The organism is uncultured Eudoraea sp., assembly GCF_947258525.1.
Lineage (GTDB): Bacteria > Bacteroidota > Bacteroidia > Flavobacteriales > Flavobacteriaceae > Eudoraea.
The window spans coordinates 1-19,436 of sequence record NZ_CAMYIP010000079.1 but is presented as its reverse complement, the minus strand read 5'-3'; the positions used below and the strand labels follow the sequence as shown (position 1 = coordinate 19,436).

The 19,436-nt window shown below is 37.3% G+C and carries 18 protein-coding genes and 1 pseudogene (1 of these 19 running past the window's edge); 10 read left to right on the top strand and 9 right to left on the bottom strand.

Features of this window, described 5'->3' with window-relative positions:
* The 3 genes and pseudogenes from leuD to leuB all read left to right on the top strand — a co-directional run.
* Positions 1–280 (top strand): annotated as a pseudogene (leuD, locus tag Q0X89_RS06180) (3-isopropylmalate dehydratase small subunit); it begins 323 nt to the left of the window's first position.
* Positions 281–322: 42 nt separating this feature from the next.
* On the top strand, positions 323–1,840 hold the full coding sequence (locus Q0X89_RS06175) for an alpha-isopropylmalate synthase regulatory domain-containing protein (RefSeq protein ID WP_297692203.1): 1,518 nt from the start codon (positions 323–325) through the stop codon (positions 1,838–1,840).
* Positions 1,841–1,891: 51 nt separating this feature from the next.
* Positions 1,892–2,947 (top strand): 3-isopropylmalate dehydrogenase, encoded by a 1,056-nt coding sequence (gene leuB / locus Q0X89_RS06170; RefSeq protein ID WP_297692201.1) that lies wholly within the window; start codon positions 1,892–1,894, stop codon positions 2,945–2,947.
* A gap of 68 nt (positions 2,948–3,015) precedes the next feature.
* On the opposite strand, the gene Q0X89_RS06165 is transcribed toward leuB, so the two are convergent.
* From Q0X89_RS06165 to ilvD, 5 genes are all read right to left on the bottom strand, one after another.
* Entirely contained in the window at positions 3,016–4,608 is a 1,593-nt protein-coding gene (locus Q0X89_RS06165; protein WP_297692199.1) for an NADP-dependent glyceraldehyde-3-phosphate dehydrogenase, read from the bottom strand.
* A 52-nt stretch (positions 4,609–4,660) separates the two neighbouring features.
* Positions 4,661–6,136, bottom strand: a complete 1,476-nt coding sequence (ilvC, locus tag Q0X89_RS06160; protein ID WP_297692197.1) for a ketol-acid reductoisomerase — start codon at positions 6,134–6,136, stop codon at positions 4,661–4,663.
* Between the two features lie 35 nt (positions 6,137–6,171).
* The gene (gene ilvN, locus Q0X89_RS06155) at positions 6,172–6,699 is read right to left on the bottom strand and encodes an acetolactate synthase small subunit (protein ID WP_297692195.1); all 528 of its coding nucleotides are present in this window, start codon (positions 6,697–6,699) and stop codon (positions 6,172–6,174) included.
* A gap of 6 nt (positions 6,700–6,705) precedes the next feature.
* On the bottom strand, positions 6,706–8,439 hold the full coding sequence (gene ilvB, locus Q0X89_RS06150) for a biosynthetic-type acetolactate synthase large subunit (protein WP_297692193.1): 1,734 nt from the start codon (positions 8,437–8,439) through the stop codon (positions 6,706–6,708).
* Between the two features lie 65 nt (positions 8,440–8,504).
* Entirely contained in the window at positions 8,505–10,181 is a 1,677-nt protein-coding gene (ilvD, locus tag Q0X89_RS06145) for a dihydroxy-acid dehydratase (protein WP_297692191.1), read from the bottom strand.
* 294 nt (positions 10,182–10,475) lie between these two features.
* Between ilvD and Q0X89_RS06140 the strand changes: the two genes are divergently transcribed.
* Complete coding sequence (locus Q0X89_RS06140; RefSeq protein WP_297692189.1) at positions 10,476–11,204, top strand: nitroreductase family protein; 729 nt, start codon at positions 10,476–10,478, stop codon at positions 11,202–11,204.
* Here Q0X89_RS06140 and Q0X89_RS06135 read toward each other — a convergent pair.
* The 4 genes from Q0X89_RS06135 to Q0X89_RS06120 are packed head-to-tail and all read right to left on the bottom strand — an operon-like array spanning position 11,201 to position 14,709.
* Positions 11,201–12,046 carry a biotin-dependent carboxyltransferase family protein gene (locus Q0X89_RS06135; protein WP_297692187.1) on the bottom strand — a complete coding sequence of 282 codons (846 nt, stop codon included), beginning with the start codon at positions 12,044–12,046 and terminating at the stop codon, positions 11,201–11,203. The two genes, Q0X89_RS06140 and Q0X89_RS06135, sit on opposite strands and share 4 nt — an antisense overlap.
* The gene (gene pxpB, locus Q0X89_RS06130; RefSeq protein ID WP_297692185.1) at positions 12,039–12,776 is read right to left on the bottom strand and encodes a 5-oxoprolinase subunit PxpB; all 738 of its coding nucleotides are present in this window, start codon (positions 12,774–12,776) and stop codon (positions 12,039–12,041) included. Before pxpB ends, Q0X89_RS06135 begins: the two co-directional genes overlap by 8 nt.
* A complete protein-coding gene (gene pxpA / locus Q0X89_RS06125; RefSeq protein ID WP_297692183.1) occupies positions 12,773–13,519 on the bottom strand; it encodes a 5-oxoprolinase subunit PxpA in 747 nt (248 codons plus the stop codon). Before pxpA ends, pxpB begins: the two co-directional genes overlap by 4 nt.
* Positions 13,516–14,709: an Nramp family divalent metal transporter gene (locus Q0X89_RS06120; RefSeq protein WP_297692181.1), complete on the bottom strand. Its 1,194-nt coding sequence runs from the start codon at positions 14,707–14,709 to the stop codon at positions 13,516–13,518. Before Q0X89_RS06120 ends, pxpA begins: the two co-directional genes overlap by 4 nt.
* A 223-nt stretch (positions 14,710–14,932) precedes the next feature.
* On the opposite strand from Q0X89_RS06120, the gene Q0X89_RS06115 reads away from it, so the two are divergent.
* The 6 genes from Q0X89_RS06115 (at position 14,933) to Q0X89_RS06090 (ending at position 19,261) form a co-directional block, all read left to right on the top strand.
* The gene (locus Q0X89_RS06115) at positions 14,933–15,376 is read left to right on the top strand and encodes a hypothetical protein (protein WP_297692179.1); all 444 of its coding nucleotides are present in this window, start codon (positions 14,933–14,935) and stop codon (positions 15,374–15,376) included.
* Positions 15,377–15,402: 26 nt separating this feature from the next.
* On the top strand, positions 15,403–15,693 hold the full coding sequence (locus tag Q0X89_RS06110) for a hypothetical protein (RefSeq protein WP_297692177.1): 291 nt from the start codon (positions 15,403–15,405) through the stop codon (positions 15,691–15,693).
* Between the two features lie 234 nt (positions 15,694–15,927).
* A complete protein-coding gene (locus tag Q0X89_RS06105) occupies positions 15,928–17,040 on the top strand; it encodes a histidinol-phosphate transaminase (RefSeq protein ID WP_297692175.1) in 1,113 nt (370 codons plus the stop codon).
* Between the two features lie 55 nt (positions 17,041–17,095).
* Positions 17,096–17,839, top strand: a complete 744-nt coding sequence (locus Q0X89_RS06100; protein WP_297692173.1) for a VIT1/CCC1 transporter family protein — start codon at positions 17,096–17,098, stop codon at positions 17,837–17,839.
* Positions 17,840–18,378: 539 nt separating this feature from the next.
* Positions 18,379–18,714 (top strand): 3-keto-5-aminohexanoate cleavage protein, encoded by a 336-nt coding sequence (locus Q0X89_RS06095; RefSeq protein ID WP_297692171.1) that lies wholly within the window; start codon positions 18,379–18,381, stop codon positions 18,712–18,714.
* A complete protein-coding gene (locus Q0X89_RS06090) occupies positions 18,671–19,261 on the top strand; it encodes a 3-keto-5-aminohexanoate cleavage protein (RefSeq protein WP_297692169.1) in 591 nt (196 codons plus the stop codon). Before Q0X89_RS06095 ends, Q0X89_RS06090 begins: the two co-directional genes overlap by 44 nt.
* The last annotated feature ends 175 nt before the right edge of the window (positions 19,262–19,436 follow it).

Sequence of the window (19,436 nt, the reverse complement as noted above, 5' to 3'; positions counted from 1 at the left end):
TATTTTCAGAGGTAATTGTATGAATATTGGTGTTTTGCCTGTTCAGGTAAGTCCTAATTTTCTTGTAAAGATATTCGAAGCTATTGAAGCAGATCCTAATACTGAATTTGAAGTCAATCTCCCCGAGCAAACCTTTACTATAAAGTCAACAGGAGAAAAAGAGAGTTTCGAAATAAATGACTACAAGAAGGAAAACTTACTCAACGGATTTGATGATATTGATTATTTGTTGAATATAAAGAGTGAAATTGAATCGTTTGCGAAGACCACTCCCCTCTAAAAATTAAATAAAATATTACTTCGTAAGTCATTACCCTTTAGCATGAATAAGAGGAAGATTGAAATAATGGATACAACCTTGAGGGACGGAGAACAAACCTCGGGAGTATCCTTTACAGCTGCAGAAAAGCTAACCCTGGCAAAACTGCTTTTAGATGAATTGAAAGTAGATCGTATAGAAATTGCATCCGCCAGAGTTTCAGAAGGCGAATTTAAGTCAGTTGAGCAAATAACAGCTTGGGCCAAGAGTGTAGGGTATTTAGATCGTATTGAAGTACTTACTTTTGTAGATGATGGTCTTTCTCTCAAATGGATGGAAAAGACTGGTGCCAGAGTTCAAAACCTTTTAACCAAGGGTTCTTTGAATCATTTGACATATCAACTTAAAAAAACACCAGAGGAACACTTTGCAGATATTGCTCATGTATTGCGACTGGCAGAGGATCAAGGGATTACGACAAACGTTTATCTGGAGGATTGGAGTAATGGGATGCGTAATTCCCCTGATTATGTATTTCAATATCTTGACTTTCTTTCCACACAGCCCATCAAAAGAATTTTGTTACCGGATACTCTTGGTATTTTAACCCATGGAGAAACATTTGATTTTATCTCACAAATTGTTGCCCGATATCCGAATATACATTTTGATTTTCACGGTCATAACGATTATGACCTAAGCGTTGCAAATGTAATGGAGGCACTGAAGGCTGGTTGCCACGGATTACATCTAACAATAAATGGGATGGGAGAGCGTGCTGGTAATGCCCCATTGGCCAGCGTAGTGGCGGTAATAAATGATTTTTTGCCGGAAATTGATATTAATGTAAATGAATCTTCCCTTTTTAAAGTCAGTAAAATAGTATCAACATTTACCGGATTTGGGATTCCCGCAAATAAGCCTATTGTTGGAGATAATGTATTTACACAAACTGCTGGTATACATGCAGATGGAGACAATAAAAAGAACTTATACTTCAATGATTTATTACCGGAACGTTTCGGTAGAAAGCGAAGATATGCACTTGGCAAAACTTCCGGAAAAGCTAATATTCAAAAAAATCTTCAGGAATTGGGACTCACGCTTAATGACGAGGAAGTGAAAAGAGTAACTCAACGTATTATTGAGCTGGGGGATAAAAAGGAGAAAGTAACAAAAGAGGATCTTCCTTATATTATTTCGGATGTTTTGGATAGTGAATCTTTTCAGCAAAAAGTTTTCGTTAAATCCTATGTACTTACACATTCCAAGGGCCTTAAACCTTCTACTACGGTGGCTGTAGAAATAAATGGTGAGTCCTATGAAGAGAATGCACAGGGGGATGGGCAGTTCGACGCTTTTATGAATGCATTGAGAAAAGTATATAATTCGAAAAAAATAGCCTTGCCTATTCTAACGGATTATGCGGTAAGAATACCTCCTGGAAGTAACTCTGATGCATTATGTGAAACCATCATTACCTGGCAGGATAAAGAAAAGGAATTTATTACCCGTGGTTTGGATTCGGATCAGACCGTTTCTGCGATCAAGGCAACTGAAAAAATGTTGAATATCATTTAAAGTATCTAAATAAACACTAGTATTTTCTACTAATTAGACCTCAGAAATAATATGAAATTAAATATAGCGCTCTTAGCCGGAGATGGAATTGGACCCGAAGTAATAGATCAAGCTGTAAAAGTATGTGATGCTTTGGCCAAAAAATATAATCATGATATAAATTGGAGACCGGCCTTAACAGGAGCTGCAGCAATTGATGCTGTCGGGGACCCCTACCCCGAAGAAACCCACGATATATGTGCTACTTCAGACGCTGTACTTTTTGGCGCTATTGGCCATCCTAAATATGATAACGATCCATCTGCCAAAATTCGCCCGGAACAGGGTTTATTGAGAATGAGACAAAAGCTGGGATTGTTTGCAAATGTGAGACCTACATTTACGTTTCCATCTCTAATTGATAAATCACCTTTAAAAAGGGAGCGAATTGAAGGTACGGATCTCGTTTTTTTAAGAGAACTTACCGGCGGTATCTATTTTGGTAAACGGGGAAGGGAAGACAATGGAAATACAGCTTATGATACATGTACTTATACCCGAAAAGAAATACAGCGTTTGGCAAAAAAAGGCTTTGAGATGGCCGAAAAACGTTCTAAGCGCCTATGCTGTGTAGACAAGGCCAATGTTCTGGAATCTTCCCGTTTATGGCGCGAAACGGTACAAGCCATGGAAAAAGACTACCCGGAGGTCAAAGTAAGCTACGAATTTGTTGATGCCGTTGCGATGAGGCTTGTTCAATGGCCAAGTGAATACGACGTATTAATAACTGAAAACTTATTTGGCGACATTCTGACAGACGAAGCTTCTGTAATTTCTGGTTCCATGGGCTTAATGCCTTCCGCTTCTATTGGTGAAAAGATTGCGTTATACGAACCAATTCACGGATCTTATCCCCAGGCAGCGGGAAAAGATATTGCTAACCCACTTGCAACAGTATTATCTGCAGCTATGTTATTTGATGGGTTTAATTTATCTGAGGAGGCTGAAGCAATACGCAAGGTGGTTAATAAGTCCCTTTCCGAAGGTATCGTTACTGAAGACCTTGCCGAAGGTGGTAAATCCTACAAAACAAGTGAAGTTGGAGATTGGCTCGCCTCACATATTTAGGAAGCAAAATCTACATCTTACTAATGCATTAAAATATAACTTACACCTGATATTCCCGCTTGCAATAATTACAAAAGATAGTCGGTACTAATAAAATTAGACAGCTTAGTTTCTAATAGCTTCTCCAGAATTTCATTGTTTAATTCTGTATCCTTTGAGGCTACAAATGTCCTGATAGAAAAGGATCTTAATGCATCATGAACACTTAATGTGGCAACTGCCGAATCTTTTCTCCCGGTAAAAGGATATACGTCTGGCCCGCGTTGACATGAGCTATTCAAATTCACACGACATACCAGGTTGGCAAGGTTGTCAATTAAAGGCGCAAGGGCATATACATCACTACCAAACAAACTAACTTGCTGACCATAGTTAGATTCAGCCATATCGTCTAGTGGTTCCTGAATATCCTTAAAAGAAAGAATAGGTATCACAGGTCCAAACTGTTCTTCTTCATAGACTTTCATATCCTTGCTAACCGGATAAAGAACAGCAGGCCAGATATAATTATCAGAGTGTTCACCTCCTTTTCCATTGAGTATTTCAGCTCCTTTAGCTATTGCATCATCAATCAAATCCTGTATATAGGCCGGTTTATCTGTTTCTGGTAAGGGTGTAAGAGTCACACCTTTATCCCAGGGATTGCCGAATTTAAGTTCATCTACTTTTTTTGAAAATTTCTCCGAAAATTCTTTGACGATGTCCTTGTGAACGTATATTACTTTGAGTGCTGTGCATCGCTGGCCATTAAAAGACAAAGCACCTGCTATACATTCATTTATAGCTAACTCCATATTAGCATCAGGTAAAACAATAGCCGGGTTTTTTGCTTCAAGTCCCAGGACAAGTCGCAAGCGGTTGCTTTTCGGATGCTGGTTTTGCAACGCATTGGCAGATGAACTGTGACCAATTAGAGCTAATACATCTACTTTTCCTGTCTTCATTATAGGTCCTGCTATAGCACGTCCCCGACCAAATAGAACATTAACCACTCCTTTAGGAAAACTCTCTTTAAATGCTTTTATTAATGGAGCAATTAAAAGTACGCCTTGTTTGGCCGGTTTAAAGACCGCTGTATTCCCCATAATTATGGCCGGAATAAGCAAACAGAAAGTTTCATTCAGAGGGTAATTATAAGGCCCAAGACAAAGTACCACACCCAGCGGCCCCCGTCTGATATGAGCATGAACCCCCCCATTCTTCGCAAATTTCGCTGAATTACGATCTAATTGTTTGTAATCTTCAATAGTATCGTAAATATATTCTACGGTTCTGTCGAATTCTTTTTCAGAATCTGGTAAAGTCTTCCCTATTTCCCACATTAAATATTTGACCACAATATCTCTTTTGGTCTCCATTATGCGGACAAACTTTTCCATGCATTCTATCCTATCCCTTACCTTCATTGTTGGCCATGCACCCTGACCCTGGTCGTAAGCTTTTACAGCAGCATCCAGCGCATCCAGTGCTTCCTTTTCTCCCATGTCCGGGACTGAGCCCAATAATGTTGGCGAATATTCAGATGTACTGGAAATTGTAGAATAAACATCTGCGGTAGCCCCTTCCCATTCCTTCAACTCGCCATTTACCAAATAAGTCTTTTGATTAATTGGTTCATTTATACGAAATGTTTCAGGAATTATCGATAGTGTAGTTTCCATATTATTCTTTTTTAGCAACCAAATTTTTTCTCAAATCCGAAAAATCATTTTTTTAAACGATTGGTTTCATTGCAGTCATTGATTCCCTTAATCTGGTACCAATAATTTCTACAGGGTGTTCACGGAGGGCTTTATTTATAGCAATTAGTTTGGCGTTATCTACCCCATTGCCTTTGTCTTTGCCATAGCTAGTACCAATAACGTCAATATCTACCTTTTTCATAAAATCCCCTAATAGAGGTTTGCAGGCATGGTCAAATAAATAACAGCCATACTCTGCAGTATCAGATATTACCCTATTCATTTCAAATAATTTCTTTCTGGCAATAGTATTTGCTATAAGCGGTGTTTCGTGTAATGATTCGTAATAAGCAGATTCTCCGATTATGCCCGATTCTGTCATAGATTCATAAGCAAGCTCTACTCCTGCTCTTACAAAGGCCACCATAAGAACGCCATTATCGTAATATTCCTGCTCAGAAATTTCATCAGAACCGGCAGGGGTCTTTTCAAATGAAGTCTCACCGGTTTCTGCGCGCCAGGTCAATAGGTTTTTATCATCATTTGCCCAATCCTCCATCATGGTCTTTGAGAAATGGCCGCTCATAATATCATCCATATGTTTATGGAACAATGGACGCATAATGTCTTTTAGCTCTTCGGATAATTCAAAGGCTTTTAATTTTGCAGGATTAGATAAGCGGTCCATCATATTGGTGATTCCTCCATATTTTAATCCTTCTGTTACTGTCTCCCAGCCGTACTGTATAAGTTTTGAAGCATAACCCGGATTAATACCCTTCTCTATCATTTTATTAAAACAAAGAATAGATCCTGTCTGCAATAAACCACATAGAATGGTTTGCTCCCCCATTAAATCAGATTTGACTTCCGCCACAAAAGAAGATTCTAATACACCAGCCCTATGGCCTCCAGTAGCCACTGCATACGCCTTAGCCTGCTCATACCCTTTACCTTCCGGGTCATTGTCAGGATGTACGGCCATCAGGGTAGGAACACCAAAACCCCTTTTGTATTCTTCTCTAACTTCAGAACCCGGACATTTAGGTGCAACCATGATTACAGTTAGATCTTCTCTTATTTGCATGCCTTCTTCTACAATATTGAACCCATGTGAGTAAGACAAGGTTGCTCCTTTTTTCATTAGGGGCATAACAGCATTTATTACGGAAGTGTGTTGTTTATCAGGTGTTAAGTTAATGACAAGATCTGCATCAGGCACCATTTTTTCATAGGTTCCTACATCAAATCCATTTTCGGTAGCATTTATATAGGACTGTCGTTTTTCTTTAATAGCAGCTTCTCTGAGAGTATAAGAAATATCCAATCCTGAATCCCTCATATTTAAACCCTGGTTCAAACCTTGAGCTCCACAACCCACAATAACAACCTTTTTTGATTTCAGAGCTTTAACTCCATCCGAAAATTCGGATGATTCCATAAATCGGCATTTACCTAACTGTAATAATTTATCTCTTAGGGATAGGGTATTAAAATAATTTGTCATGTTTAATATAGGTTAGTTTTTAATTATCCAAATAATCAAGATTGATAAAATTCATTTATTAAAGTAGTAATTGGCATTTCTGCTTTTGAAACAGTAATTCTCCCTGAGCGAACAAACTGCATTATACCATAAGGTTCCAGGTTATCGTGCATCTCATCAATTTCATGTCTTCTTCCAGTTTTGGCCAAAACAAAATATTCACGAGACACGGTTACAATTTTAGATTTACTCTCAGAAATGATATTTTGAATCTGCGGCTCATCAAATAAAAGATGTGAAGCAATTTTAAAAAGAGCAGATTCCTGATAGATAGTCTCCTCGTCCGTATGGTAAAATGCTTTTATAACTTCAATTTGCTTCTCAATTTGTGCAACAATTTTACGTGTCCAGTCTTCCGTTGTATTGATTACAATAGTAAATTTTGACACTTGCTCAATTTCTGATTTTGAAACATTTAAGCTTTCAATATTAATGTGTCTTTTCAAAAATATTCCTGAGATCCTGTTGAGCAATCCAACATTATTTTCAGCGTATACTGATATGGTAAACCACTTTTTCTCCATGCTAATTTATTTTAAACGAATATCTGAAACAGACGCGCCGGAAGGGATCATAGGAAAGACATTATCTTCATTTTCAACACACACTTCCAGGAAGTAAGGCTCCTTTGATGCCATCATCTCCTGAATAGTTGGTTTAAGATCCTTACGTTCTTTAACTCTTTTTGCTTCGATTCGATATCCTTCGGCTATTTTAACAAAATCGGGATTAGTCATTACAGTTGAGGCATATCTGCTTTCAAAAAATAATTCCTGCCATTGTCTTACCATACCTAGATGACCATTATTCAACACAACAATTTTTACAGGAGTTTTATTCTGAAAAATAGTAGCCAACTCCTGTATTGTCATTTGGTATCCCCCATCGCCTATGACCGCAACGACTTCTCGGTCCATAGCACCCATTTTTGCGCCAATGGCCGCAGGTAGTGCAAATCCCATTGTACCCAGGCCTCCAGATGTAATGTTACTTTTTGTTTGTTTGAATTTGGCGTACCGGCAAGCAATCATTTGATGTTGTCCCACATCAGTAACAATGACCGCCTTATTTTCTGAAGCCAGATTTATCTCCTCGATTACTTCACCCATCGTAAGACCTTCTTTCGTGGGATAAAGATCGTTTTTAATCACGGCGTTATATTCTTCTTCGTAACACTCTTTAAACTTATTATGCCATGCTTCATGCTTGTTTTCTTTAATTAACGGCAATAATAAGTCGAGTGATTCCTGAGCATTACCCAGTATAGCAACATCCGCCTCTACATTTTTATCTATCTCCGCGGGATCTATCTCAAAATGTATAACTTTGGCTTGTTTGGCATAGGTATCCAGGTTACCTGTGACCCTGTCATCAAAGCGCATACCTATGGCAATTAGCACATCACATTCATTGGTAAGTACATTCGGACCATAGTTTCCGTGCATTCCTACCATTCCAACATTCAAAGGATGATCCGTATCCATGGCTGATAAACCTAAAATAGTCCATGCAGCAGGGATTCCTGCTTTTTCTACTAAGGTTCGAAGTTGATTTTCAGCTTTTCCTAAAATTACGCCATGACCATAAACAATATATGGCCTCTTAGCATTGTTTATGAGTTCTGCAGCAGATTCAATTTTTGCAGTATCGGGTTTTGGGCTTGGCTTGTAGCTCCGAACCCCAATACATCGGCTATAGCTAAAATCGAACTCCTCAAATTGAGCATTCTTAGTAATATCAATTAATACAGGGCCAGGACGACCCGATTTAGCAATATAAAAGGCCTTCGCCATAATTTCCGGAATTTCAGCAGCTTTTGTTATCTGATAATTCCATTTGGTAACAGGTGTAGAAATTCCAATTATATCCGTTTCCTGAAATGCGTCTGATCCCAGTAAATGTCGAGGTACCTGCCCTGTAATGCAAATAATTGGTGTAGAATCTATCTGAGCATCTGCAAGACCCGTCACTAAGTTCGTTGCACCAGGACCTGAAGTTGCAATTGCAACACCTACTTTTCCGGTAACGCGGGCAAAACCCTGTGCAGCATGAGTAGCTCCCTGTTCGTGCCTTGTAAGTACATGTTGAAGTTTGTCCTGAAACTTATAAAGCTCATCATATACGGGCATTATGGCACCACCCGGGTAACCGTAAATTAAATTCACATCTTCCGCGAGAAGACAATGGATGATAGCTTCTGCACCAGTAATTCTTATTGAAGTCTCATTGTGCGTCTCCGGTTTTTTTTCCTTTAATGTTTGCATATACATTATATTTTTTTAAATGCTCTAAGTTTTAAACTTGGAGTAATCCAGTTTGGAATGATAGCTTAAAATTCATCTGTGACACAACCTTGGGAGGCCGAAGAAACGATTCTTGCATATTTATACAAGCTCCCTCGCTTAACTTTAAGAGCAGGTTGTTTCCACTTTTCACGTCTTTCATTAAGTTCAGTATCTGTCAAACCTACTGATATACTATTTTTTTCTGCATCAATCGTGATAATATCGCCATCTTCCAACAAAGCAATGGTACCGCCTTCCTGAGCCTCCGGTGATATATGCCCCACAACAAAACCATGGGTTCCACCAGAGAAACGTCCGTCAGTTATTAATGCAACTTCTTTCCCTAGGCCTGCTCCCATAATTGCGGCAGTTGGTTTTAACATTTCCGGCATTCCCGGACCTCCTTTGGGTCCTTCATATCTTATTACAACAACATCTCCTTTAGTTACTAAACCTTTACCAATTCCATCATTTGCCTTGAATTCATCGTCAAAGACTTTTGCAGGACCGGTAAAATAAAGCCCCTCCTTTCCTGTGATTTTTGCTACCGCTCCATCTTTTGCAAGATTTCCATAGAGAATGCGTAAATGACCGGTTTCCTTTATTGGATCTTCAAGCGATTTAACAACTTTCTGCCCTGGTTTCAACCTTGGCAAATCTGCTAAGTTTTCGGCAATTGATTTACCTGTAACTGTTAAGCATTCGCCGTGAAGCATACCATTATCCAGCATAAACTTCATTACGGCAGGAGTACCACCTACGCGATGAATATCTTCCATTAAATATTTTCCACTTGGCTTTAAGTCGGCCAAAAAAGGTGTAGTATCACTTATTTTTTGAAAATCATCCAAAGTGAAATCAATTTTAGCAGCTTTCGCAATTGCCAAAAAGTGTAAAACGGCATTTGTAGAACCTCCCATAACGGTTATCAGCCGAATTGCATTTTCAAATGACTTTCTTGTAATAATATCACTTGGTTTAATATCCTTTTCTATTAAATGTCTCATTGCCATTCCTGAATTGATGCAATCTTCATTTTTTTCCTTGCCAATGGCCGGATTTGAAGAATTGTAGGGCAATGCCATTCCTAAAGCTTCTATTGCAGAGGCCATAGTGTTAGCAGTATACATGCCACCACATGCTCCGGCCCCCGGGCATGCATTTTGAATAATGCTTTTAAATTCTGTATCATTCATAGTTCCGGCAACTTTCTCTCCCCAGGCTTCAAAAGCAGAAACTATATCGAGTTTTTTGTCTTTAAAACAACCTGAAGCAATGGTTCCTCCATAAACCAATATAGATGGCCTGTTTAACCTAATCATGGCCATCAACGCACCTGGCATATTCTTATCACACCCCACTACAGTTACCAAACCATCATAATTCATAGCCTGAACTACAGTTTCCATTGAATCTGCTATAATATCCCGAGAAGGCAGTGAATAGCGCATTCCGTAAGTGCCCATGGAAATCCCGTCGCTAACACCAATAGTATTAAATACAAGTCCTATTAAATTATTTTCCTGTACCCCATTCTTTACTTCCTGTGCAAGATCATTCAAATGCATATTACATGGATTCCCCTCATAGCCGGTACTTCCAATTCCGATAAAAGGTTTTTTTAAATCCTCCTCTTTTAATCCAAGTGCATATAACATTGCCTGGGCAGCAGGTTGAGTTGGATCTTGGGTAACATTTTTACTGTATTTGTTCAATTCCATTAATAAGGTTCTCTTTAATTCCAATAGCGCTTAATTACTATGGAATTCAAAGATAATTGTTTAAAAAAGTTGATGTTTTTAACATTTAGTGCTGGTTCAAATTCAATAAAACAATTATTTACTTATTACTCTGATATTCAAACATATAAGTGCCAATATTATCCCATATCCAATAAATGCCGAAGCATGTTTTAAAGTTTCTTTTTGGGTGAAATTTTATCTCATTGTCAAAAAATGTTGCTAATAATATATCATCCTTTCTCTGTAAAAGAGTTCTAATAATTACATTTGGGTATGGAAAAAACAGTTACGGAAGCCATAACCTATAGAAGGTCGGTACGCATTTATAATCAAGAGGAAGAAATTGACACTAAAATTGTTAGAAAGTGCATTGAGAATGCGGTATTAGCACCAACAAGCAGCAATTTACAATTATGGGAATTTTACCATATTACCAGTAAAGATTTTAAAAACAAGATAAGTGCGGCGTGCTTTGACCAGCCGGCCGCAAAATCGGCTAAACAACTAGTCGTAATTGTGGCAAGAAAGAATCTTTGGCGCAAAAGAGCGAAAGCCAATCTAAATTTTTTAAAGAAAAATTTTGGTGATAAGCCGGTTGAAATATACGATAGCAAGGAAAAGTTTGCCATATCTTATTACAAAAAACTTATACCTTCACTCTATATTGACTTTTTGGGCATCTTAGGTCTTATTCGCTACATAACTTTTTACCTGGTAGGGTTCTTTAAACCCGTATATAGACAACTGAGAAAATCTGATATGCGTATTGTTGCCCATAAAAGTGCTGCATTAGCAGCACAGAATTTTATGATTTCCATGGCAGCTATTGGCTATGACACCTGCCCTATGGAAGGGTCAGATACTTTGCGTATAAAAAGAATTTTGAATTTACCCAGAGGTTCTGAAATAAATATGGTTATTGCCTGTGGTGTCAGAGATCCAAAAGGAATATATGGTCCGCGTTTCAGGGTTCCTTTTACAGAGGTATATAAAGAAATCTAATGAGGTAGAAGGTGAAAGGAAACTTCATCTCCAAACTTCCTTTGAGATAACATAGCAATTGATTTAGTTGCCAATTGAAGTATTCTGGGATATCCACCGGTAGTTTGCCCGTCGCGCATTAATATGATCAGTTTACCTGCAGGTGTTAATTGAACGGTCCCAGGCAAGGTTGCAGAAGTTAACATCTTATGAGATTGTACACCTATCAGCTCTTCCAGCTGATATGCCATACGATTATTCTCCTTAGCTATGGTAAATTTATTAGCAAATAATAGCTTTAATTGGTTATCAGTTAATATTTTATATTCAGGGCCTTTAAAAACTTTTAATTCAAACTCCTTGTGAGAGGATTCGGGTATAATATGACTTATTTTAGGAGAATAATCTGAATATTCTTCGATGGGTATTTCCATTCTTTCCGCAATACAATTCTGATCTGTAATTGGCATGTAATATGACCTGCTCATCAATTTTGTTTCCGTAAGGAAGCCCCCCTTAACTGCCAGATAACTTCTAAAACCATTAATTAATTTTCCGAAAGACAATATATCACCTTCATTAGCCTTGTGCACCTCATAGGAATTTATTGGAACACTATTTAAGGCAGGTGACATCTCAGCTCCGGTAATTGAGAAAAAACTAGCGGTGTGAAATTCCAGTTTCGGGCCTGTCATAGTGATTTCCATAACAGCATCCATTTCTGCATTCTCCAAAAGAGAATTGGCCATGGAAGCAGAATAATTATCCATACAACCACATACCGGAACGCCTTTATCACGATATCCAAATCTCCCCATATCCTGAATTGTAGTAAAAAAGCCCGGGTGAATAACTTTAATCATCGATTTTAATTTTATCCAGGTTATATATTCCGACCTCTGCCTCAATTTTGTGTAAGTCATATTCCGCCCGGTTAATGGCATAGAATTGTATTTGATCTCCTACACTTATAAAGCAGGGGTTTTCCAGATTGGCATTAAAAAGTGTTATAGGGCAATTTCCGATTATATTCCATCCCCCGGGAGAATCTTGCGGATATATACCTGTTTGTTTGCCGGCGAGACCAACAGAGCCTTTATTTACCTTTAACCTGGGTACAGATTTTCTTGGGGTTTCCAAATCTTTTGGTAGACCTCCTAAATACATAAAACCAGGTAAAAACCCAATGCCATATACAGTATAAATGTGATGCGTATGTGCTTCAATAATTTGTTTAATACTACACTTTAAGGTTGTCGCTACTTCTTCCAGATCAACTCCAAATTCATGGTCATAACAAACTGGCAGTTTCCATAAATAGCGTTGAGGGGGACCACCTGCCTTTCTGTTTTCATAGCATTCGAGTAGTTGATATTTGGTTTTAGAGAAATCTATTTTTGTCCACCTGTTTATTAAAGTAACGGAGTTATAGGCAGGAATTAATTCCCAATGTTTAGAATCTTGAAAATCCAATTTGAAACTTTCAGTAAAATCAAGTATATCATAAAGGATATCTTCTGAAACTTTATTTGGCCATTCTATTAGAATTGCATGCTCTCCAAAAGGTCTGATTGATATAGGATGGGAACTCACTTTCTTAGAAAAATATGTTGCTTTGGCAATTGGTCCGTAAGATACATTAATATTTGCAAAGCTGTACTTGTATCTCCGTGAATACAAAAGGTATCTGCCAAAATAGGCACTTTAACGCCATTTAGGGTAACTACCTCCTTATTAATAGCCATTGATATAAGATGCTCCAAAACCTTCTTCGGATCTTCTATCAAAGCTTGTGCAGAATCTCGTGAAACCAAACTTAAATCGTCATTATAGTTACGATCTCCAAAAGCCTCCAGAGCTATTTTAAAACCTTGTTTTCGCGCTTCTTTTTCAATTGCAGAGCCATACGGCAGATATAATAAAACCTTGTCCTTGTAGGCTAGAACACTTTCCAAATAAATCACAGCTAATTCCAAATCACCGGCAATATCATTGTATAGAGCACCATGTGCTTTAATATGATGAAGTTGCATTTCTGAGCTTATCAAAGTAGCCTCCAATTCTTTAATTTGCTTTTGAATACTTGATATTAGAAGCCCCTTTTCTATTTTCATCGATTTGCGACCAAAATTTTCCCTATCCGGATATGATGGATGCGCTCCTACTTTTATTGCAAACTTTCGTGCCAGCTGAACTATTTCAAACATAGTGTTTACATCACCTGCATGACCACCGCAAGCTATGTTACAGGAACTAATATGTGGAAAAAGAGCCCTTTCATTACCTATTCCTTCTCCTACATCACAGTTTATATCTATAAACACTTTACTTATCATAATTTCCCAAAAACATTGAAAATACTTTTAGCGCCGAGAGCTATTACTAAAATAATGATAATAATTGCGGATACATTTTGCCAAATGGAATTCTTAAAATTTCCAAGAACTGACGCTTTATTTACTATCCAAACCAATATAATTGCAATAATGGGTAATAACAGCCCATTGGCAACCTGAGCAAATTGTATTATAACGATTGGCCTGATTCCAAAAGAAAGCGTAATGACACCGATTAAAAGCACAACCATCCAAACAACCCTAAACCTCAAATCCGATACTTTTGCATTCCATCCAAAACAACTGTTGGCTACATAGGAGGCGGCTAAAGGGGCTGTAATAGCAGAGGTAATACCTGCTGCGAAAAGACCAATTCCCATCAAATATTTTGCGCTTTTACCATATAATGGTTCCAAGCCTTTAGCCAAGTCTAATGCATCCTTTACTTCTGTTGAAGAAATGGCAGCAGCCGAAATTATAATGGAAATTGAAATAATTCCCCCCAGTCCTATAGACAAAAATGTATCTCTTCTTACACTAGCAAGGTCGTCCAAAGAGTTCCATTTTTCCCTCACCAATGAGGCGTGCAGAAACAGATTATAGGGAACAACCGTAGTACCTATTAAAGCAATTATATTAAATAGGCTATTTTTAGGTATAACAGGTTTTATCAGTCCCATTAGCACTTCCTTAATGTCTGGTTTAGTCAAAATCGCAGTTAATAGAAAAGAAACACTCATCATTAAAACGAGTGAAATAAATACCTTTTCAAGAGTCTTATAAGATCCTAAGTACAACAATAAAAAGGCAATTAAACCAATAATCCACGGATATAATGGAGCATAATCAACTCCTGCTAAAACTTCCAAACCCAAGGTGGCACCACTTATATTCCCTGCCTCGTATGCAGTATTTCCAATGACTATAGCGCTGAGAATGACTCCCATAATAAAGTAACGCAGCCAGGATACCTTTAACTCTTCTCTTATAACGTCTGCAAGCCCTTTCTGTGTAATAATCCCCACCCTGGCGGACATTTCCTGCAAAATAATGGTAGCAAGGATGGAAAGCAGCATAGCCCAAAGCAATGCGTATCCAAATCCAACACCCGCAATAGTGCAAGCTGTTATTGTTCCCGGACCAATAAAAGCCGCAGCAACTAATACTCCGGGACCTAATTTATTAAACATTCAATTTATAATATGTTAAAGATAGAGGAGTAAATATAGGTTCTTTAACTCTTAATAGAGCCCTTGTATATAATTTAAGACAAAGAAATTTTAACATAAAAAGTGCAGTTCGTCTAAAATATTGCAGTTCGTCTAAAAGTGAGTTGTCATACGTCGATAAAATATAATATTCCAAAAATCCTGCGGTTATAACTATCCCAAATTAAATATTACCAACTTAAGCATGACTTGTATCGAATGTAAAAAAGAGCTTAGTTATCTGGATCACAAAAGGGCTATGGAATCTTATGGGGTTGAATTGTGTTCGAGGCACAAAGAGCGCATGGACAAACTAATTAGGCAGAATAATACCCCTCTGGAAGCTATACAACTATATTACGGACTTAAACAAGCCGGGGCTCACCCAATGTTAGAATGGTGGGATGGTAAAAAATCAGTTGACATTGCATTTTCCAGGGTGAAACTAAATATAGAAATCGATACTGAATATCAAATGCTTACACATGAACAAGCAATGGACGATTTGGAGGAGACTATGCATTCATTTCAAAATGGATTCACAACACTAAGAATTCCTAATACACTCATCAAGCACTACTTAAATGAAACTGTGAATAATATTTTGGGGATAAAAGAAGGTTTAAGAGCTAATATTAAAGCAATTTAATTGTGATTTAACTAAAATCCGAAATTATGGAGGCTAATAATTCATATACAGAAAGATCATATAAATTGAGTAAACTGATACTTTTTCTTCTAACTTTTGCTGCATTTGCAATTGTAGTAAACATTAATCCCGTTTTTTCGAGATATCTCTTTGGATTACCTATAATCCTTTCCGGGATTTTGGGCGTAGTTGGCACGATTATCCTTTATAAAGGCCGCAATGAGCCTATTAATGAAAAGAAGATAATAGCCATTACAGTTAATTCAGCAATGGTAATTCTTATTGTAACCATTTTTATTTCGAACACTCTTTATTAAAACAACAGGCTGACTATTCCAAAGCGCGGGATTCTCCAACATGCAAATATTAATGCATTCATAGGTTTTCTTGTACCTGAAATTGGTTAATAGGTTAGTAAATTTATCCAATCTCTAAATAGTCTGAGAAGTTATTGCTTCTTTTAAACTTTATCATTTATTCTCTCCTTTTAGGGTTACAGGTAGCAATCGTAACAATTATTCTTTGTAACTTATTTTTCATAATTTCAGAACATGAAAAATATTGATAGAAGGAATTGGTTAAAAACGGTTGGTTTAACAAGCGGTTTCGCTTTGTTAGGGGGATTAGAAAGCATGGCATTTGATATCCCACGACACAATAATTCATTTGATTCGACGGTATTACTCAATGCCAATGAAAATCCCTATGGGCCTTCCGAAAGGGTGCGGAAAATACTGGCAAATTCTTTCGATGAAGCATGCAGGTACCCATTTCGAAGTTTATCGGGCTTAGTAAATATGATTGCTTCAAAAGAGGGTGTAACAAAAGATCATGTAGTTGTTACCGGCGGCTCAACTGAAGGCCTGAAGGCAGCAGGTCTTATTTATGGATTGGGTGGAGGTGAGATTATTTCTGCTGATCCTACTTTTCAGGCTATGTTACGGTACGCTGAAACTTTTAAGGCTAAAATACACAGAGTGCCTTTAGATGAAAAGATGGCGCACGACTTATCCGCTATGTCCGATAGGATAAATAAGAATACAAAGCTAATCTTCATTTGTAATCCGAATAATCCAACAGGCACTCTTTTGGATAAATCCAGTTTACTCGATTTCTGCAAGTCCCATGATAAGGATGCAGTTATTTTTAGTGACGAGGCTTACTATGATTTTATTACAGAACCCGAATATCCTTCAATGGTAGAATTGGTTAAAGAAGGTAGAAATATTATTGTTTCTAAAACATTTTCCAAAGTTTATGGCCTGGCCGGATTACGTGTTGGTTATTTAATTGCAAAACCGGAGATTGCGCGTAATTTAAAGTCAGCTGTAATGGCAAATACGAATATTCTTGCAATTGAAGCTGCGAAGGAAGCTTTAAAAGATGATGAATTTTATAAGTTCAGTATACTTCAAAATTTTAAGGCAAAATCACTTATCTACAAGCATCTGGATGATCTTGGTTTGGAATACATCAAGTCACATACCAACTTTGTTTTTTTTAAAACCGGCAGGCCAATACAAAGCATGATAATTGATATGAAGAAGCACAATGTTCTTATAGGGCGTCCTTTTCCACCTTTATACAATTGGGCACGAATTAGTACAGGAAGATTAGAGGATATGGAGGTATTTGGACAGGCCTTAAAACAAGTAATGAGCTAGAATATTTTTTCTGCACCTAAATTTAATATTCCGACATTCAAATGAAGACTTTTTAATGGAAAGTACAGAAATACATAATGAAAATACTTTGCACAAACATACCGGGTTTTTAAAGAAGTATGAAAAATATTTAGGTGAGTTTGTTTATGGAGGAATCGATGGTTGTGTTACTACTTTCGCCGTGGTCGCAGGCTCAGTTGGTGCAGGCCTCGATAGTGCCATAATCATAATACTAGGATTCGCTAATTTACTTGCAGATGGTTTTGCTATGTCTGTTGGAGCTTACTTGTCTAATAAAACAAAAAAGGACAACTACAACAAACACAAACAAATAGAATATTGGGAGGTTGATAACCTTCCTGAGCTGGAAAAAGAAGAAATAAGGGTAATATACAAGGAACAAGGTTTTGAAGGTGAACTATTAGAAGATGTAGTCAAAGTGATAACAAGCGACAAAGATCGCTGGGTGAATGTAATGATGAAAGAGGAATTAGTAATGTTTGATGAGGATAAATCTCCTGTAATTATTGGTGGTGTCACATATTTTTCCTTTATCCTAATAGGTATTATTCCACTGTTGGTCTATGTAATGGATTACATATATCCTTTTAATTACAATCTTTTTCTTCTTTCCTCAATTCTTACTGCAATTGGATTCATTATAATTGGCTGGCTAAAAGCTTTTGTAAATCAGACTATGTTTTGGAAGGGCATTCTGGAAACCTTATTATTGGGAGGTATAGCTGCGATAGTTGCCTATTTTATAGGGGATTTCCTGGAGAGCATTATTACGATTTGAAGGCAATCAGGGTTCTTTATTTTCCGCGGACGGCCCTTTACAACGAATATTTCTGCGTAAAATCGGATTTAGTACCCTTAGATGAAGGAAAAGTATTACTATAGGCCTCTCTATCTAAATAAATAATCGCCGAACCTATGAAAAAAAGAGCTACAATTTCCTTCATTCTTTATGGCTTTTTTATTTTTTGTTTTCTTTGGTCGGTTTATAACTTTCTTTTTAAATTCTCCTGAAAAGAGTCCCCGGTATTACTTAATAATACTAAGAACACACCGCCCTAGGCTCTTATAATATTCCTAAAAATTTCCGTGTTTACATTATTCATAACTCATTGATTATCCAAGTATTAACTTGTATATCGACTGATTATTCAAGCTAGATAACTAGTAATTGAATTATTTGAAAACCTTTTCACCATTTTTATCTAATTTAGTTTTAGGTTGAGATTATTTTTTGAAAATGGTCAAAGCAAAATTGTATGATTTGTACTTATAATTTGTTCCTACAATAAACCTGTTCTAATCTTATACTTTTAAAATATGTCTGACAAATTGATAATCAACTTTACTCCTACAGGCATGATCCCTACCAAGAAAATGACTCCTAATGTGCCTATCAGTGTTTCGGAGATAGTGGAGGATGTCCATCGCGCAACTGAAGCTGGAATTACTATGGTTCATCTGCATGCAAGGGATGAAGTAACCGAAGAACCAAGCTATAAAAAGGAAATTTATAGTGAAATAATTAGTGGTATAAGAAAATTTGATCCGTTTCTTGTGATCTGCGTTTCCTTAAGTGGTAGAAATTTTAAAGACTTGGAACAACGTGCAGATGCCTTTAGAACAACGTGCAGATGCCTTGTATTTGGAAGGTGACCTGAAACCGGATATGGGGAGTCTAACCTTAAGCTCCTTGAATTTTAATAAAGTTGCCAGCATGAATTCTCCTGATATGATACAGAATTTAGCAGCTATTATGAAGGAAAAGGGAATAGTTCCGGAATTGGAGGCATTTGATATTGGAATGGTAAATTTTTCAAAATACCTGATAAAAAAAGGTCTGCTTGAGCCTCCGTATTACTTTAATCTTCTGTTAGGTAATATTGCATGTTCTCAAGCCAATTTGCTACATGCCGGCATCATGATTCAGGATCTGCCGGAAAACTCATTTTGGAGTTTGGCAGGAATAGGTAATGCTCAACTCAAAATGAATTCATTATCTGTTGCTGTTGGTGGGGGTGTAAGAGTAGGCATTGAAGATAATATCTGGTTTGATACAAACAGAACCAAATTGGCAAGTAATGTGGAATTGGTTGAAAGAATTCATACCATTGCTAAGGCGAATGGAAGAGAACTTATGTCTGCTGAAGAGTTCAGAACTCTCATGAACTTGAAACCAGGTAATGGAAGTTATGGGCGATAATAGCAAAAAAATCTTTTGTATTTATGGAAGTAAATAAAGGCAAGTTTTATAGGATAAAATGGTTTTGGAATATTCTTAAGAACGGGCTTTTTCTATTTGGGGTTAGGAATAGACTCGCCAGACTTGGTCTTGATTTTGACCCCTATTATTGGGTTCTGGAGGGTAGTTCAGATTT

Excerpts from the sequence above, each read along its gene's own strand:
- Q0X89_RS06175 (WP_297692203.1), top strand. The coding sequence starts at position 323 with ATGAATAAGAGGAAGATTGAAATAATGGATACAACCTTGAGGGACGGA.
- leuB (WP_297692201.1), top strand. The coding sequence starts at position 1,892 with ATGAAATTAAATATAGCGCTCTTAGCCGGAGATGGAATTGGACCCGAA.
- Q0X89_RS06165 (WP_297692199.1), bottom strand. The coding sequence starts at position 4,608 with ATGGAAACTACACTATCGATAATTCCTGAAACATTTCGTATAAATGAA.
- ilvC (WP_297692197.1), bottom strand. The coding sequence starts at position 6,136 with ATGACAAATTATTTTAATACCCTATCCCTAAGAGATAAATTATTACAG.
- ilvN (WP_297692195.1), bottom strand. The coding sequence starts at position 6,699 with ATGGAGAAAAAGTGGTTTACCATATCAGTATACGCTGAAAATAATGTT.
- ilvB (WP_297692193.1), bottom strand. The coding sequence starts at position 8,439 with ATGCAAACATTAAAGGAAAAAAAACCGGAGACGCACAATGAGACTTCA.
- ilvD (WP_297692191.1), bottom strand. The coding sequence starts at position 10,181 with ATGGAATTGAACAAATACAGTAAAAATGTTACCCAAGATCCAACTCAA.
- Q0X89_RS06140 (WP_297692189.1), top strand. The coding sequence starts at position 10,476 with ATGGAAAAAACAGTTACGGAAGCCATAACCTATAGAAGGTCGGTACGC.
- Q0X89_RS06135 (WP_297692187.1), bottom strand. The coding sequence starts at position 12,046 with ATGATTAAAGTTATTCACCCGGGCTTTTTTACTACAATTCAGGATATG.
- pxpA (WP_297692183.1), bottom strand. The coding sequence starts at position 13,519 with ATGATAAGTAAAGTGTTTATAGATATAAACTGTGATGTAGGAGAAGGA.
- Q0X89_RS06120 (WP_297692181.1), bottom strand. The coding sequence starts at position 14,709 with ATGTTTAATAAATTAGGTCCCGGAGTATTAGTTGCTGCGGCTTTTATT.
- Q0X89_RS06115 (WP_297692179.1), top strand. The coding sequence starts at position 14,933 with ATGACTTGTATCGAATGTAAAAAAGAGCTTAGTTATCTGGATCACAAA.
- Q0X89_RS06110 (WP_297692177.1), top strand. The coding sequence starts at position 15,403 with ATGGAGGCTAATAATTCATATACAGAAAGATCATATAAATTGAGTAAA.
- Q0X89_RS06105 (WP_297692175.1), top strand. The coding sequence starts at position 15,928 with ATGAAAAATATTGATAGAAGGAATTGGTTAAAAACGGTTGGTTTAACA.
- Q0X89_RS06100 (WP_297692173.1), top strand. The coding sequence starts at position 17,096 with ATGGAAAGTACAGAAATACATAATGAAAATACTTTGCACAAACATACC.
- Q0X89_RS06095 (WP_297692171.1), top strand. The coding sequence starts at position 18,379 with ATGTCTGACAAATTGATAATCAACTTTACTCCTACAGGCATGATCCCT.
- Q0X89_RS06090 (WP_297692169.1), top strand. The coding sequence starts at position 18,671 with ATGCCTTTAGAACAACGTGCAGATGCCTTGTATTTGGAAGGTGACCTG.